13 protein-coding genes are annotated in these 13,877 nt (G+C 67.8%); 4 read left to right on the plus strand and 9 right to left on the minus strand.

Annotated features, from left to right (window positions below):
• The first annotated feature begins 43 nt into the window (after positions 1 to 43).
• Entirely contained in the window at positions 44 to 1,045 is a 1,002-nt protein-coding gene (locus tag J7500_RS11465; protein WP_294061835.1) for a LacI family DNA-binding transcriptional regulator, read from the plus strand.
• Between the two features lie 80 nt (positions 1,046 to 1,125).
• Here J7500_RS11465 and J7500_RS11470 read toward each other — a convergent pair whose 3' ends face one another.
• The 8 genes from J7500_RS11470 to J7500_RS11505 all read right to left on the minus strand — a co-directional run bounded on the left by J7500_RS11470 (position 1,126) and on the right by J7500_RS11505 (position 8,459).
• The gene (locus tag J7500_RS11470; RefSeq protein WP_294061836.1) at positions 1,126 to 1,935 is read right to left on the minus strand and encodes an alpha/beta hydrolase; all 810 of its coding nucleotides are present in this window, start codon (positions 1,933 to 1,935) and stop codon (positions 1,126 to 1,128) included.
• Positions 1,936 to 2,017: 82 nt separating this feature from the next.
• Positions 2,018 to 2,848: an alpha/beta hydrolase gene (locus J7500_RS11475; protein WP_294061837.1), complete on the minus strand. Its 831-nt coding sequence runs from the start codon at positions 2,846 to 2,848 to the stop codon at positions 2,018 to 2,020.
• Between the two features lie 119 nt (positions 2,849 to 2,967).
• The gene (locus J7500_RS11480; RefSeq protein ID WP_294061838.1) at positions 2,968 to 3,663 is read right to left on the minus strand and encodes a dienelactone hydrolase family protein; all 696 of its coding nucleotides are present in this window, start codon (positions 3,661 to 3,663) and stop codon (positions 2,968 to 2,970) included.
• Between the two features lie 242 nt (positions 3,664 to 3,905).
• The gene (locus J7500_RS11485) at positions 3,906 to 4,679 is read right to left on the minus strand and encodes an alpha/beta fold hydrolase (RefSeq protein WP_294061839.1); all 774 of its coding nucleotides are present in this window, start codon (positions 4,677 to 4,679) and stop codon (positions 3,906 to 3,908) included.
• Positions 4,676 to 5,554, minus strand: a complete 879-nt coding sequence (locus tag J7500_RS11490) for an alpha/beta hydrolase (RefSeq protein ID WP_294061840.1) — start codon at positions 5,552 to 5,554, stop codon at positions 4,676 to 4,678. The genes J7500_RS11485 and J7500_RS11490 overlap by 4 nt, the downstream gene beginning before the upstream one ends.
• Before the next feature lie 227 nt (positions 5,555 to 5,781).
• On the minus strand, positions 5,782 to 6,156 hold the full coding sequence (locus J7500_RS11495; RefSeq protein ID WP_294061841.1) for a response regulator: 375 nt from the start codon (positions 6,154 to 6,156) through the stop codon (positions 5,782 to 5,784).
• Positions 6,157 to 6,316: 160 nt separating this feature from the next.
• Positions 6,317 to 6,961, minus strand: coding sequence for a response regulator (locus J7500_RS11500; protein ID WP_294061842.1), 645 nt, complete (start codon positions 6,959 to 6,961; stop codon positions 6,317 to 6,319).
• Positions 6,954 to 8,459, minus strand: coding sequence for an ATP-binding protein (locus J7500_RS11505; RefSeq protein WP_294061843.1), 1,506 nt, complete (start codon positions 8,457 to 8,459; stop codon positions 6,954 to 6,956). The genes J7500_RS11500 and J7500_RS11505 overlap by 8 nt, the downstream gene beginning before the upstream one ends.
• Positions 8,460 to 8,734: 275 nt before the next feature.
• Between J7500_RS11505 and J7500_RS11510 the strand changes: the two genes are divergently transcribed.
• The 3 genes from J7500_RS11510 (at position 8,735) to J7500_RS11520 (ending at position 11,231) form a co-directional block, all read left to right on the plus strand.
• Entirely contained in the window at positions 8,735 to 10,180 is a 1,446-nt protein-coding gene (locus J7500_RS11510) for an ATP-binding protein (RefSeq protein ID WP_294061844.1), read from the plus strand.
• Entirely contained in the window at positions 10,177 to 10,545 is a 369-nt protein-coding gene (locus tag J7500_RS11515) for a response regulator (RefSeq protein WP_294061845.1), read from the plus strand. The genes J7500_RS11510 and J7500_RS11515 overlap by 4 nt, the downstream gene beginning before the upstream one ends.
• A 65-nt stretch (positions 10,546 to 10,610) precedes the next feature.
• Complete coding sequence (locus J7500_RS11520; RefSeq protein ID WP_294061846.1) at positions 10,611 to 11,231, plus strand: response regulator transcription factor; 621 nt, start codon at positions 10,611 to 10,613, stop codon at positions 11,229 to 11,231.
• Positions 11,232 to 11,354: 123 nt separating this feature from the next.
• Here J7500_RS11520 and J7500_RS11525 read toward each other — a convergent pair whose 3' ends face one another.
• The gene (locus J7500_RS11525) at positions 11,355 to 13,847 is read right to left on the minus strand and encodes a PAS domain S-box protein (protein ID WP_294061847.1); all 2,493 of its coding nucleotides are present in this window, start codon (positions 13,845 to 13,847) and stop codon (positions 11,355 to 11,357) included.
• Between the last annotated feature and the right edge of the window lie 30 nt (positions 13,848 to 13,877).

Raw genomic sequence — 13,877 nt, forward strand, 5'->3', positions numbered from 1 at the left:
AATTGCCCTCGACACTCGTCGCAAACGGCTACATGAAGCTTTGATGCCGACAATCGTCGAAGTCGCCGCCCAGGCCGGCGTCTCCACAGCCACGGTTTCGCGCGTGCTGAGCCAGCCTGAGCGCGTGTCGGCGCAAACCCGCGAGCGCGTGCTCGAGGTCGTCCACTCTCTCGGCTATACGCCCAGCGTGATTCCCCGCATGCTGCGCACGCTTCGCGCCGCCAAAATCCTGCTGACCGTGCCCGACATCTCCAACCCCTTTTTCGCCAGCGTGATCCGCGGCGCGGAAGAAGCCGCGCGCGACGCAGGATATGCGGTGGTGCTGGGCGACACGGGCCATGATCCGCAGCTCGAGGATCAATATGCCGAGATGCTCGCCCGGCGCGAGGTCGATGGACTGATCTTTCTCGGCCATCGCCTGCCCGGCACGCTCGAGCCACTGCTGTCGCGCCAGGGCGCCGCTGCGCCGATCGTCAACGGCTGCGAATACAGCCCCGAACTCGGCGTCCCGAGCGTCCACATCGACAATGCAGCCGCCGGGGAAGAGGCGATCGAGCACCTGATAGGGCTCGGCCACTGCGACATCGGCGTGATCACCGGCCCCGCGATAAGCCCGCTCACTCGCGACCGCCTGTCCGGCGCGACGCGCGCCGCCGAGCGCCACGGATTGCGTGATCGCCTGCAGGTGCGAGGCGGCGATTATTCCGCGCCCTCGGCATCCGCTCAGGCTGCCGATCTGCTTGCGCAGGGGGTGACCGCCATCTTCTGTTTCAGCGACGAGATGGCGATCGGCGCCATCAGTGCGATCCGCCAGGCAGGCCTGTCCTGCCCGGAAGACGTGTCCGTGGTGGGTTTCGACGATCTACCGCTGGCCGGCTTCTTTCAGCCGGCGCTTACCACCATCGCGCAACCCAAGGGGCGAATTGGCCGACATGCCGTCGAGTTGCTCGTGGACATCCTGCGCGGATCGGGGAGCGAATTGAGGCAAATCACCCTACCCCACGAACTCGTTGTCAGGGAAAGCACATCACGCGTCCGCCGTTGACGCGCATCCCTGCAAAACTGCTCCCGCTGGCGGTTGAGCCCTCGCCTGCCTCCCGATGCCCGGCATTATCAGGCAATGTCCTATGCGGCGCGCGCGCCGTCGGCCGCCGTGGCACCGGGTCGAGCGTTCGCGACCGCCCATTGCAGCGCGGTATCCGCAACGACTTCCCAGCCAGCGTCCATGCACGTCCAGTGCGAACGGCCCGGGAAGATCTTGAGCTCGGTCTTCGAGCGTGCCCTCGCCTGCTTCTTGTAGATCGCCGCGGTCATCGCCGCGTCGGCGATCAGATCCAGCTCGCCGCCGATCATCAGCAGCGGCGCGCGCTCGGGATTGTCCCACCGGATCTTCATCGGATTGACGACGCCGTTCCAATAAACCCGGCCGGGCGTGGGCACGATGTAGCGATCGTAGAGCGCGTCCGCCCTGGCCTTGGGCGCGGTCTGGGCGAAGCGGGTGCGGAAGAACTTCCGCGACATCACCTTCGCCTTCCGCCAGCTGAACGGATCGATGAACACCGGAAGCGCCGATCGGATCGCATGCGGATAGAGCGGCACGCCTGGCGTCGGTGCGGGGTTGATTGCGACACCAGCGACGCCGAGCCCCCGGTCGAGAAGGTGCTGCACGAACACCGCGCCCACTGAATGTCCGATCAGGATCGGCTCCTCCGGCAACGCGCGGATGATCTGCTCATAATGGTCGACGATCTGACGTTGCGACAGCGCCGCCAGCTCGGCCCGCGGCGACTGGCGCAGCGCGGCGGGCTCGCGGTCGTCATAGGGCCAATCCGGCGCGATCACGGTGTAGCCGGCCTGCTCGTAGCGCTCCTTGAAGCGCTCCCAGCTGCGCGAATTGAGCCAGGCGCCGTGAACGAGAACGACGGTCTTCGACATGGGAGGTCTCCTGTTGGGGGCTGCTGCCGCCGACCCGCATCGCCCTGCCCCCGGGCTGAGCGATGCGGGAGAGGAGCGCCGGTCAGCCCTTGATGAAGGCGAGCAGATCGGCGTTCACGATATCGGGATGCGTGGTGCACATGCCGTGCGGAAGCCCGGCATAGGTCTTCAGCGTGCCGTTCTTCAGCAGCTTGGCCGAGAGCGGCGCGGAGTCCGCGTAGGGCACGATCTGGTCGTCGTCGCCGTGCATCACGAGCGTCGGCACCTCGATGCGCTTGAGGTCCTCGGTGAAGTCGGTCTCGCTGAACGCCTTGATGCAATCGTAATGCGCCTTGGCGCCGCCCATCATGCCCTGGCGCCACCAGTTGTCGATGACACCCTGATCGACCTTCGCGCCGGGCCGGTTATAGCCGTAGAAGGGACCCGAGGGCACATCGACGAAGAACTGGGCGCGGTTGTCGACCAGCGCCTTGCGGAAGCCGTCGAACACTTCGATCGGCAGGCCGCCGGGGTTCTTCTCGGACTTGACCATGATCGGCGGCACCGCGCCGATCAGCACCGCCTTGGCGACGCGGCCGGGCTTGGCGCGCGCGACATAATGCGCGACTTCGCCGCCGCCGGTCGAGTGGCCGATGTGGATCGCGCCCTTCAGGTCGAGCGCGTCGGTGAGCGCCGCGACGTCGGCGGCATAGGTGTCCATCTCGTTGCCCGTCCAGGTCTGGGTCGAGCGCCCATGGCCGCGGCGGTCGTGCGCGATGACGCGATAGCCCTGGAGCAGGAAGAACATCATCTGGTTGTCCCAGTCGTCGGCCGTGAGCGGCCAGCCGTGGTGGAACACGATCGGCGTCGCGTCCTTGGGACCCCAGTCCTTGTAGAAGATCTCGGTGCCGTCGCTGGTCTTGATGAAAGTCATGGGTGTGGTTCCTTCTTTTGAGGGAATGGTGGCGAGTAGCTCGGCAGGCAGGGACGCAAGTCCGGCGACCGCCAGACCAGCACCTATCGCGCCGCGCCGTGTCAGCACGAAGTCGGCAGTCACTTGAGGTTCTCCGCGAGGAAGTCCCAGGTCCGGCCGTTGGCGAGCGCCGCGGCATCGGCATCGTAATGCGTGCCGGTGTGGCGCGCGAAAGCGTGGCCGCAGCCGGGATAAGAGAAGACCTGGACGTTGGGCTTGCCGGACAGCGCTTCGCGGATCGTCCGCTGCGCGTCCTTCGAGATGAACTCGTCCTCTTCGCCCAAGTGGACCATCAGCGGCGTGCGCACCGCCGGCGCTTCGCCCATATAGTCCTCGGCGGAGCCCGGATAGTAAGCGACGCTCGCGTCCGCACCCGACCGCGCCGTGACCAGGAAGGTCATGAGCCCGCCCAGGCAATAACCCATCACGCCGACCTTGCCGGTCGAGCCGGGCAGTCCGGCCGCGAAGCGCAGCACGTCGGCGATGTCGCGTGCGCCCTGGTCGCGGTCATAGGCCTGGTAGAGCGCGAGGCCCTTCTGCCATTCACTCTCGGTCCAGTGCGAAAGGTCGAGCGCCGGCTCCTGCCGCCAGAACAGATCGGGCGCGAGCGCGATGAAGCCCTGCTCGGCGAGCTCGCGGCAGCTTGCGCGCATGTCGTCGTTCACGCCGAACACTTCGTGCAGCACGACCACGACGGGCGCGCTTTCCAGCTCCGGCCGCTCGACATAGGCCTGGAATGCCCCATCCGCGACGGTGATGCCGATGTACTCGCCCATTCGATCCTCCAATGTTGAGCGGCCATTGTCGCAATCACGGCGGACGGCTCAATCAGACGAGGGATGGCCGGGACTAGACCTTGGTATGAGCGAGGCCCCTACCCCTCCACCTTCGATCACGATCAGCCGGGGTCGAGACGCGCGGCGCCCGGGCCGTCGATCGAGCGCGTGGTCGTCACGGGGGCTCAAATCGATGTACAGCCAGGTGCGACAATCGAGGCTGACCCAGGCGACGAGCTGGGTCATGCGACGCCGTCCAGCCAGCCGAGCGCGACATCGGCGACTTCCTCCCAGCCGGGCTCGGCGATCAGCAGGTGCGAGCGGCCCGCGAACTGGTGGAATTCGGTCGGCGCGCCCGCGCGGGACTGGCGACGGAAGGCCGCGCGCGCGACACCGGGAGTGATCAGCCGATCGCAGTCGCTGGCGGTGATGAGCAGCGGCTGCGTCCGCCGTGCCGGCTGCACGCGGCTGCCGGCGCGGAACGCCGCCTGGTGGAAGATCATGCCCGGCGCCGGGATCACCCAGTCGGAGAAGACCCGGTCGACCAGGTCGGCGGGTGCACCCGTCGCATACAGCCGCCCGAAGCGTTCGCGGTCGAAGGCATAGGGTCGCAGCCAGCCCGCCGGGCGAAACAGGATCGGCGCGATCGCGCTTATCGCCGCCGCGTCCGGGACCACGCCGGCGATCGGCGCGGGGTTGATGACCGCGGCAGCCGCACCGACACCGCGGTCGAGCAGCAGCTGGACCAGCAATCCGCCGAACGAATGGCCGATCAGCATCGGTGGCTCTGCCAGCCTCTCGATCGCGACCTGCAGATGATCGACGATCCGCCCGAGCGTCAGCGACCCGAACCCCTCGGGCACCGCGCGGTTGATCTCGGCAGCGCGCTTCGCTTCGATCAGCGGCCAAGAGGGCGTGTGCACCTCCCGGCCTCTTGCCTCGTATCGGCGCCTGAACGGGTCCCAGCTTTCGGCCGTGACCCAGGCGCCGTGAACGAGGACGATCGGTCGCGTCACGCCACGTCGGACCGCGAACGATTGCGGAGGAAGCTGGCGATCAGGTCGGCGACGAGTTCGGGCGCCTGATGCTGCGGCCCATGGCCCATCTGCGGCAGCACGAGCAGGTGCAGCGACTTCCACACCCGGTTGAGCGCGAACCAGTTGGGCGTCGGGAAGACGATCTCATGATCGCCGGCGATCACCAGGATCGGGATGCCGCAGGTAGCGAGGAAGTCGCGATAGCCGCCTCGGTCCGGGAAGATGTCGGACTCCTGCCGCTCCTTGAGCAGGGTCAGGAAAATGTCGGGCGGAATCGGCGTCGAATGGTCGGTGGTCCGCGCGGAGATGCGGGCATTGGAGGCCGCGGCGGCTTCCCTGCTGGAGGCGGACTCGGGCTCGAAGAACAGAACGGTCTCGTCGTCGAGATCGTTGAACGGCTTGAGCGCGCGCTCGAGGAACACCGGCTCGGAGCCATGCTCGACCGGGCCCGGCGGCGTGGTCCCGATCAGCACGGCGTGGGTGATCCGCTCCGGCACGGTCGCAGTGACGACCTGCGCGGCGATGCCGCCCAGCGACCATCCGCCGATCGCGAAGCTGTCGATGCCCAGCGCGTCTGCCAGCTCGATGACGTCGCGCGCCATGATCTCGCCCTGGTAGCTCGGCTTGCCGGTCGACTGGCCCATGCCCGAATAGTCGAAGGTGATGACCCGGAAGCTGCGGGCAAGCGCATCGAGGAAGGCCGGATCCCAGCTATCCAGGACGCCGCGGAACCGAAGGCACAGGATCAGCGGCGCACCCTCCCCCAGCTCGCGATAGGCGAGCGTGCGCCCGTTCGTTTCCACGAAGCGGGTCCGGACGTTGGATGCGGTCTCGGTTTCGACGGTCAAGCCCATGATGGGGTCCTCTCAAGTTGCACGCCCGGGCAGCTTCCGCCGGTGTGGAGGAGAAGCTGGGGGAGCGGGCCGGCTCTTTGGGGACCAAGCCGGCCCGCTCCGCATCGGGGGGCACGATCCGATGCTGCACCACCGGGGATGGCAGCGGGGTGCGGCTTCGTTATCGCGGAGAAGGCGGGGTCCAATCCATCAGACGAGAGATGGACGGCACTAAACGTTGGTCTAAGTCAGGCGGCGAGCGCGCGGTCCAGGCATTTGATGAAGGCCTCAGCCTCGAACGGCTTCCGCAGAAGGCAAGCCGCCCCGCTCGCCTCCGCCTGTGCCAGCAGTGGCGCTTCGGTGCGCGCAGTGATCATGATGACCGGCGTCTCCACCACCCGGTTGTCGAGTTCCGCCTTCAGATCGATGCCGCTCATGCCGGGCATCTGGAGATCGGTGACGATGCAGGCGCTCCTTCCCGCTTCGTTCGATGCCAGAAACGCCTCGGCAGATTCATGTCCGCTGGCCGAATAGCCGGCCGAGCGCACCAGCGACATGATCGCCCGCCGCAGCGAGGCGTCATCGTCGATCACGGAGATCAGCGGGGCGGATTTCTCAACCACGGGGACGCTCCGCGCGCACATCCCCCAGGGACGGCACGCTGGAATGGAAATGCTGGAACAAACCCTGGCTCCGATCGCGACTGATCAGGCCTGAACGTTACTCGCGTTACCAATGTCCCTCAATCGAGACCATACGTTCGTATAGGTGAACGACCCCATTTCAGCGCGCGTCCAGCCCCAGCAACTGGGCGGCGCGCACCAAGTCGGCGGCTCCGGCTGCGCCCATCTTTCGCGAGAGCGAGCCGCGGTGCGCCTTCACGGTGACGATACTCAGGCCGAGCCGGTCGGCGATCTCCTTGTTCATCAGCCCGTCGACGATGCCGGCAAGCACCTCGCGCTCCCTCTGGCTCAGGCTGCCGTACCGCGCGTCGAGCTCGGAGCGGACATGCTGCTGATCGAGCCGCAGCCGATCCCGCGCCGTCGCCGCAGCGACAGCGTCGAGCAGGTCCTGGTCGCGGAAGGGCTTGGTAAGAAAATCGATCGCGCCGGCCTTCATTGCCCGGACCGACATGGGGATGTCGCCATAGCCCGTCATCATGATCACCGGATGCTCGATCCCCGCCTTCACCAGGTTGGCCTGCAGCTCCAGCCCGCTCATGTCTGGCAGGCGCACGTCGAGCAGGATGCAGCTCGGCACTGCAGCGCGCGCAGCCGAGAGGAACGCCTTCACCGAACCGTGCGGCCGCGCCTCGTAGCCGACCGAGCGCACGAGCCGGACCAGCGCCTCGCGAAGGCCCTGATCGTCGTCGACGATGTGCACGACCGGCGCGCCTGGCGGCGTCGCCGAGCGGATCAGGTCAGCCATGCTGCTCCCCGGTCGCCACGGGCAGGTCGAAGTGGAAGGTCGAGCCCTCCCCCACGCTGCTCGTCGCCCACAGTCGTCCGCCATAGGCCGAGATGCAGGTGCGGCAGATCGCCAGGCCCATCCCCATCCCGCCGGGCTTGGTCGAGAAGAACGGGTCGAACATCGCCTTCATCGTCGCTGGGCCGATACCCGGGCCCTTGTCGGAGACCTCGACGCGGACGCGCGCATCGTCGGGCCGAACGCTGATCGTGATGTCGCGCGGTCCGCTCTGTCGGTTCATCGCCTGGGCAGCGTTGAGTACCAGATTGACGACGACCTGCTGGATGTTGACTGCATCGGCCAGCACTGGCGGCACGCCGTCTATCGCGTCGATATGGACCGAGGCGCCGAGCGCGCGGATCTCACCGTCGACGAGCCTCACGGCTTCGTGAATCAGGCGCGCCATATCATGGCGTCCGAGCGTGGTGGGCGATTTGCTCAGGAAGGCGCGCGTGCTCTCCACCACCGATTTGGCACGGCGCGCGGCGTCGAGCACGTTGCGCACGCTCGCCGCCGCTTCGTCCAGGTCCGGCTTCTCGCGGCCCAGCCATTGTAGCGTCGCCTCGGCGCTCGAGATGATGGCGGCAAGCGGCGAATTGACCTCATGCGCGATCGAGGCGGACAGCGCGCCCATCGTCGTCACCCGCGCCGCGCGGGCGACTTCGATCTCGGCCTTGGCGAGCCGTTCCTGCGTGGCCTTGTACTCGGTGATGTCAAGGTCGCTGACCAATATGTCCTGGAATCCGCGCATGTCGGTGGGCAGGCCCGCGGTGAACAGCGTGTGCGTGGTTTCGCCATTCGCCGCCGTGAGGTGCGTCTCCGAACGATAGAGGCTGTCTCCACGCGCAAAGGCGATCAGCCATTGCACGAAGGTCTGATCGGTATCGGGGAGGATCCGGTCCAGCGAACCGAGCAGCTCGTCCTTGCTGGATGCGCCCGCCCGCACCACCGCGAAGCCATTCACGTCCTTGATGATCACCGAACGGCGGATCGCCCGAAGCTCGTCCGGATGCGCGGCAAAATAGGCCTGCACGTCGCGCACGCCGGAGCGCAGCAGGCGGAGTACCGCGTCCCGGGCGTCCGACCAGTCCTCGCGCCACAGCGCGATGCCCGATCGCTCGAAGATGGTCTCGTTCCATCGTAGCGATTCGTCCAGGCGCCGCTGCAGCTCCCCCACCTTGCGCCGGTGGAAGAAGAGGCCCGCTATCGCGAGGCTGATCGCAAGCGCAGCGAGGCCCGCGGCGGCAAGCGTGGAAGCGGCATCCGCGGGAACGATGAGCGCGAGCGCCGCGACCAGCACGACGATCAGGCCGCTCATCAACCAGTCGCGGCCGGTCCACCGCGGCTGCGGCGTACATCCGTCGCGTCCGCTCGCCCACAGCGGCATGCCGTCGGCATCGAGCCCCTGACCCGGAGCGGCGGTGGCGTCGCTGGGCCAGAGGGAAAATACATGCTGCACTTAAAGTCCCCCCGGACTGCGATCGCCCCGGATGTGTCAATGAGGGGCGTCGCTGAACGATCGTATAGTTGTTCGCGGTGTAGCTCCACATCAAAGTCGGTCGTGAAATCAACGACTCCAGCCGCCGACCAAGGGGTGCCCTGTCCGCCGGACGCATCGCGCCCCCCGCCGCCGGCGGCCAGTATCGGTACCCGCGGCGTGACTTGGACCAAAAAGTGATTCAAAACCCCGCCGACAGGAAACCGGAGCCGGAAGGCGCTGCACATGCGCGCCTGATGCCCAGCCCGGTCTCGGAGGGGGAAGGTGCGCTGTACAAGGTCGAATCCGAACGCCTGCCGTTCTGGTCCGCGCATCAGGCCTGGACGCTCGTCGGGGCGGCATCGCTCTCCGCCGCGCTGATCGCCGGCGCGCTCATCCTCGACGCAGACGGCCACCATGCCGCCGCCTGGCTCATCGTCGTTGCCGCCGGAGCAGCATCGTTCGGATTCTTCTACCGGTCGTGGAAGATCGACCTGCGGATGCGCAGCGACCTGGCGCGGGCCCGCCGCGAATATGCCGACCTGTTCGGCCGCGCGGGCATCTCGATCTGGAAGGAGGACTGGTCGCCGGTCGGCAAGGCCTTCGCCCGCCTCCGCCAGGCGGGAGTCGAGGACGTCACCGCCTGGTACGCGGCACGCCCCGAGGAAGCGCGGGCGCTGCATGCGGAGGTGATGATCACCGATGTGAACCGCTATTCGCTGGAGCTGATGCGCGCAGGCTCGGAGGAGCAACTGACCGGATCGCTCGCGGCGGTCCTGCCGGGCAGCGCGCGGGCGTTCGGCCGGTGGCTGGAAGCGCTCGAGCGCGGCGACCAGGCCTATGTCGGGGAGAGCGTCATCCAGCGATGCGACGGCGAGCCCTTCGACTGCCTGGTTACCGCAGCACTCCCGCGCCGGCCCGAGGAGCTGCGCGAGGTCATCGTCAGCATCCTCGATGTAACCGCATACAAGCGCGACCAGACCAGCCTGGCGAACGTGCGCGACGAGATCGCGCGCACGCAGCGGATCGCCACCGTCGGCGCGCTGACTGCCTCGATCGCGCACGAAGTGAACTCGCCGCTCGCGGCCATATCGTCGAACGCCGCGGCCTGCCTGCGGTGGCTCGACCGCCCCGAGCCGGACCTCGACGAGGCGCGACAAGCGGCCGCGGCAGCGATCGCGGAGGCCGAACGCGCGCGCGCCGTGATCGACCGGACCCGCGCCTATCTCCAGCGCGACGAGCGGAAGGAAGAAACGGCGGAAGTGCGCACCCTCGTTCGCGAATCGGTGCGGCTGGTCGAACGCCAGGCGCATAGCCACGGGATCAGCATCAGCCTCAACCTCGCGACCGACCTCGGCTCGATCCGGTGCGAGCCGATCCCGCTCCAGCAAGCCATGGTGAACATCCTGCTTAACGCGATCCAGGCGATGGCCGACATCGAGACCGAGCGGCGGCTGGCGGTGACTGCCGCGCACGGCGCCGACGGTATTCGCATCGCAGTGGAGGACACCGGCCCGGGCTTCGCGCAGGAGGACATGCGCCGCATCTTCGAGCCCTTCTATTCGACCAAGGGCGGAGGCATGGGCATGGGGCTTTCGATCTGCCGCACGACGATCGAGGCGCACGGCGGCAGCCTATTGGCGCGAAGCGAGCCCGGCGCGGGCGCGACCTTCACGATCGCGCTTCCGAAGGAGGTCCTGTGACCGGCGCCCCGCGCATCGCCATCGTCGACGACGACACCGCCATCCTGGCCGGCGTCTCGAGCCTGTTGCGCTCGATGGGCTATGCGGTCGCGCTGTTCGAAAGCGCCGAGGCGCTGGTTGCCGCCCTCCCCGGTCCCGGGTTCGACTGCGTGATCACCGACATCCAGATGGCGGGTATGAACGGCCTCGACCTGCAGGCGCTGCTCGTCCGCCGCTATCCGGCGTTGCCGATCATCGTGATGACGGCCTTCCCCGAGCCCGCGCTGCGCGCCCGCGCGATGGAGGCGGGCGCGATCTGCTTCCTCAGCAAGCCGTTCGACGCCGAGGAGCTGCTCCGCTGCGTCACTCGGGCGCTGCAGGGGTGACGCCGGCCGGTCCGTCATACCAAGGTACTGTTTCCGCCCCGGCCGGTTCGGGAGAATAAGGGGGCATGGAGCAGGCCCCGATCGTCCATGTCGTCGACGACGACCCCTCGATACGCCGCGCGATCGCCGCGCTGCTGCGCTCGGTGGGGATCGATTCGGTCACCTATGAATCCTGCAGCGAGTTCCTCGACGCCGAGATCGCGCCCGTCCCTTCCTGCCTGCTGCTCGACGTCCGGCTGCCGGGGACGAGCGGACTGGACTTCCAGAACCAGCTGGCCTCGCACGGCATCGACCTTCCGGTGATCGTGATCACGGGCCATGGCGACGTTCCGATGTCGGTGCAGGCGATGAAGGCGGGCGCAGTCGACTTCCTCACCAAGCCCTTCCGCGACCAGGACCTGCTCGACGCCGTCAGCGCCGCGGTCGAGCGCCATGCCCGCCTGCTCGAGGCGAGCGGGAAGATCCACGAGCTGACGCGCCGCTACGAGACGCTGTCGACGCGCGAGAAGCAAGTGATGGAGCTCGTCACCGCCGGCCGGCTCAACAAGCAGGCCGCCTTCGACCTGGGGCTCAGCGAGATCACGGTGAAGCTCTACCGCGCCTCCGCCATGAAGAAGATGGAGGCGCGCACCCTGGCCGACCTCGTCAAGATGGCCGAGAAGCTGAAGATCGGCGCCGCGGCCTAAGCGCGTCGACTTTCACGTCCCCCTCTCTGAGTCTTTGAGGCGCGCAGACGCGCACCCCACCCCTGGCCCCTCCCTGCACACAGGGAGGGGAGCGCGTTGGGAGGGGAGCGATACAGCCCGGTCTCAGGCCGTGGGCAACGCGACGGTGAAGCGGGCGCCGTTTCCGCTGTTCTCCGCGCGGATGCGGCCGCCGTGTGCCTGGACGATCGAGCGGCAGATCGGCAGCCCCATGCCCATGCCGTTTTCCTTGGTGGTGAAGAAGCCGGAGAAGAGCCGCTCCAGATGCCCGGGCTCGATACCGCCGCCGGTGTCCTCGACCAGCATCTCGACTTCGCCCGCATGCGCACGCGTGGTCACCGTCAGCACGCGTTCGCGGACGCCTGCTCCGGCCATCGCCTGGATCGCGTTCATCGCCAGGTTCACCACCACCTGCTGAAGCTGGACGCGATCGGCCATGACCGGCGGCAATGCGTCGCCAAGCACGGTCTCGACCGTCACGCCCTTGTCCAGCCCCTCGTGCCGCACGATCAGCAGCGACTCCTCGATCAGCGCGTTGACGGAGAGCGGCTGCGGATCGGGATCGCGCTTGAGCGCCATGCCGCGGATGCGCGCGATGATGTCGCTCGCGCGGCGGGCGTCGGCGACGATGTCGCCGGTGAGCGCCATCACTTCCTGCAGGTCGGGCTCGGGCTTCTGGAGCCAGCGCAGGCTCGCCTGGCCGAAGGCGCTGATCGCCGCCAACGGCTGGTTGACCTCATGCGCGATCGATGCGGTCAGCTCGCCCAATGTCGAGACCCGGGCGGCGTGCGAGAATTCGGCCTGCACCTGCCGCAGCCGTGCCTCGGCGCGCTTGCGGTCGCGCACGTCGACCGTCCCGATGAGCGTGATGCCAAGCTCCTGCAGCGCGGGGAGGAAGGAAATCGAATAGACCACCTCCACTCGTTCGCCGTTCTGCGCCTGGAGGACGGTCTCCTCGGCATAGCCCGGAGCACCCGCGAAGCGCGCCTCGATCGATCGGCGGAAAGTGTCGGGGCTGAGCTCCCAATATTCGGTCACCCTGTGCCCGGCGAACTCCTCTGCCGATGCGGCACCGAACAGCTCGACCGTGGCGGCATTCACTTCCTGCACCGTCGCTGCGTCCATGCAGGCGCGCAAGAACTCGGGATGCGCATCGATATGAGCCGACAGATCGGTGACGCCCTGCGCCCGCAAGTCGCCGAGCAGCTGGACCAGCCCGGATGTGTCGACCTGCCACAGCGCCATGGGCACATGGTGGAACAGGTCGCGGTAACGCCGCTCGCTCTTGCGCAGCGCCTCGTCGGCGACCGCGCGATCCGAGATGTCGACGAAGCCGACCACGTTGATCCCGCGATCGGTCAGCGCTTCGGAGAAGGTCATGGTGTAGAGCACGTCGATGGGCGAACCGTCGCGGCGATTGACGCGGGTCTCCTCCGAATAGCGCGGCTCTCCGCGCAGCCGCGCGCAGAGCGACCGGCGGATCGTCTCGGGCCGCTCGTGCCATCCCCAGGCGATCGGGCCCTTGAGCGCATCGACGCTGTCGACGCCGAACAGGCGCAGCGCCTCGACATTGGCTTGCTCGATCCGGGGCAGCTGGAGCACTTCGTCGAGGAACTCGGGCGTGTTCTCGACATAGTCGGCCAAGTCCTCGACGCCTCCCTGCCCCAACGCCTCCAGCCGCGCCATCAGCGGCTTCATGTCGAGCTGGAGCAGCGCCACCGGCACGTGCTGGAACAGGTCGCGATAGCGGTGCTCGCTGGCTTCGAGTTCACGGAACGCCCGCCGCTGCTCGGTGATGTCGGTCACGCCGACCAGCACCGTGCCCTGCGCCTTGTGGTCGGCGGGCCAGCATACGGTGAACAGCACTTCGATCCGGCTGCCGTCGGTGCGCGCGAGCACGGTCTCGGTACTGAAGCTGTCGCGGCGCTGCATCGCCGCCACGAGGGACTCGGTGAAGACGTGCCGGCTCTCCTCGGGCCAGGCCCAGCTCATCGGCCCGGCAAGCGCGGCCTCGCGCGAGGCGATGCCGAACAGCTCGAGCGTCTTCTCGTTGACGTCGACGACGCGCACCATGTCGATCGCGCGATCGATGAAGGCGCGATCGGTGCGGAGCCGGCCGATCGGATCCGCCTCCCCGCCCGCGACCAGATCGCCGATCGCCTTGCGTACGTCCGCGAAGTCCAGCTCCCAGAAGGACGCCGCCATCGCGTGGAAGACATTGGTGTAGCGATGCGCCGCCACTTCGCCGGGGCTGACCTCGCCCGCGTCGCGGCTCCATTCGACGATTTCCGCGGCACCCGCCGCAGTCCGGCGGGCGACCCGGCGCACCTGTGCGCAGAACGCGCGACCGTCCGCCGCGCGGCGATAGACCTCGCCCTGCCAGCTGCCGGTCTCGACAAGCTCGGCTGCGATCGCATCCAGGCCGAACGGGTGGCGGCTCGCGAGCAGCGCGTCGAGCCGCTTCCCGCAAGCCTCGGAGACCGAAAAGCCATAGAGCGCGCCCGCGCCCGCGTTCCACTGGAGCACACGGCCTTCCGCATCGGTGACGATGATGCTGTCGGGCACGAGATCGGCCAGCGCCGACGTGTCGAACGCCACCGGGGAATGCCCGCTGAGGGGCGCATCCAA

This window comes from Sphingomonas sp. (assembly GCF_017744835.1).
Taxonomy (GTDB): Bacteria; Pseudomonadota; Alphaproteobacteria; order Sphingomonadales; family Sphingomonadaceae; genus Sphingomonas.

What these genes read in the sequence shown, in the direction of transcription:
- J7500_RS11475 (WP_294061837.1), bottom strand. Translation starts at nt 2,848, where the DNA reads ATGACTTTCATCAAGACCAGCGACGGCACCGAGATCTTCTACAAGGAC.
- J7500_RS11470 (WP_294061836.1), bottom strand. Translation starts at nt 1,935, where the DNA reads ATGTCGAAGACCGTCGTTCTCGTTCACGGCGCCTGGCTCAATTCGCGC.
- J7500_RS11490 (WP_294061840.1), bottom strand. Translation starts at nt 5,554, where the DNA reads ATGGGCTTGACCGTCGAAACCGAGACCGCATCCAACGTCCGGACCCGC.
- J7500_RS11510 (WP_294061844.1), top strand. Translation starts at nt 8,735, where the DNA reads ATGCCCAGCCCGGTCTCGGAGGGGGAAGGTGCGCTGTACAAGGTCGAA.
- J7500_RS11500 (WP_294061842.1), bottom strand. Translation starts at nt 6,961, where the DNA reads ATGGCTGACCTGATCCGCTCGGCGACGCCGCCAGGCGCGCCGGTCGTG.
- J7500_RS11480 (WP_294061838.1), bottom strand. Translation starts at nt 3,663, where the DNA reads ATGGGCGAGTACATCGGCATCACCGTCGCGGATGGGGCATTCCAGGCC.
- J7500_RS11465 (WP_294061835.1), top strand. Translation starts at nt 44, where the DNA reads ATGCCGACAATCGTCGAAGTCGCCGCCCAGGCCGGCGTCTCCACAGCC.
- J7500_RS11520 (WP_294061846.1), top strand. Translation starts at nt 10,611, where the DNA reads ATGGAGCAGGCCCCGATCGTCCATGTCGTCGACGACGACCCCTCGATA.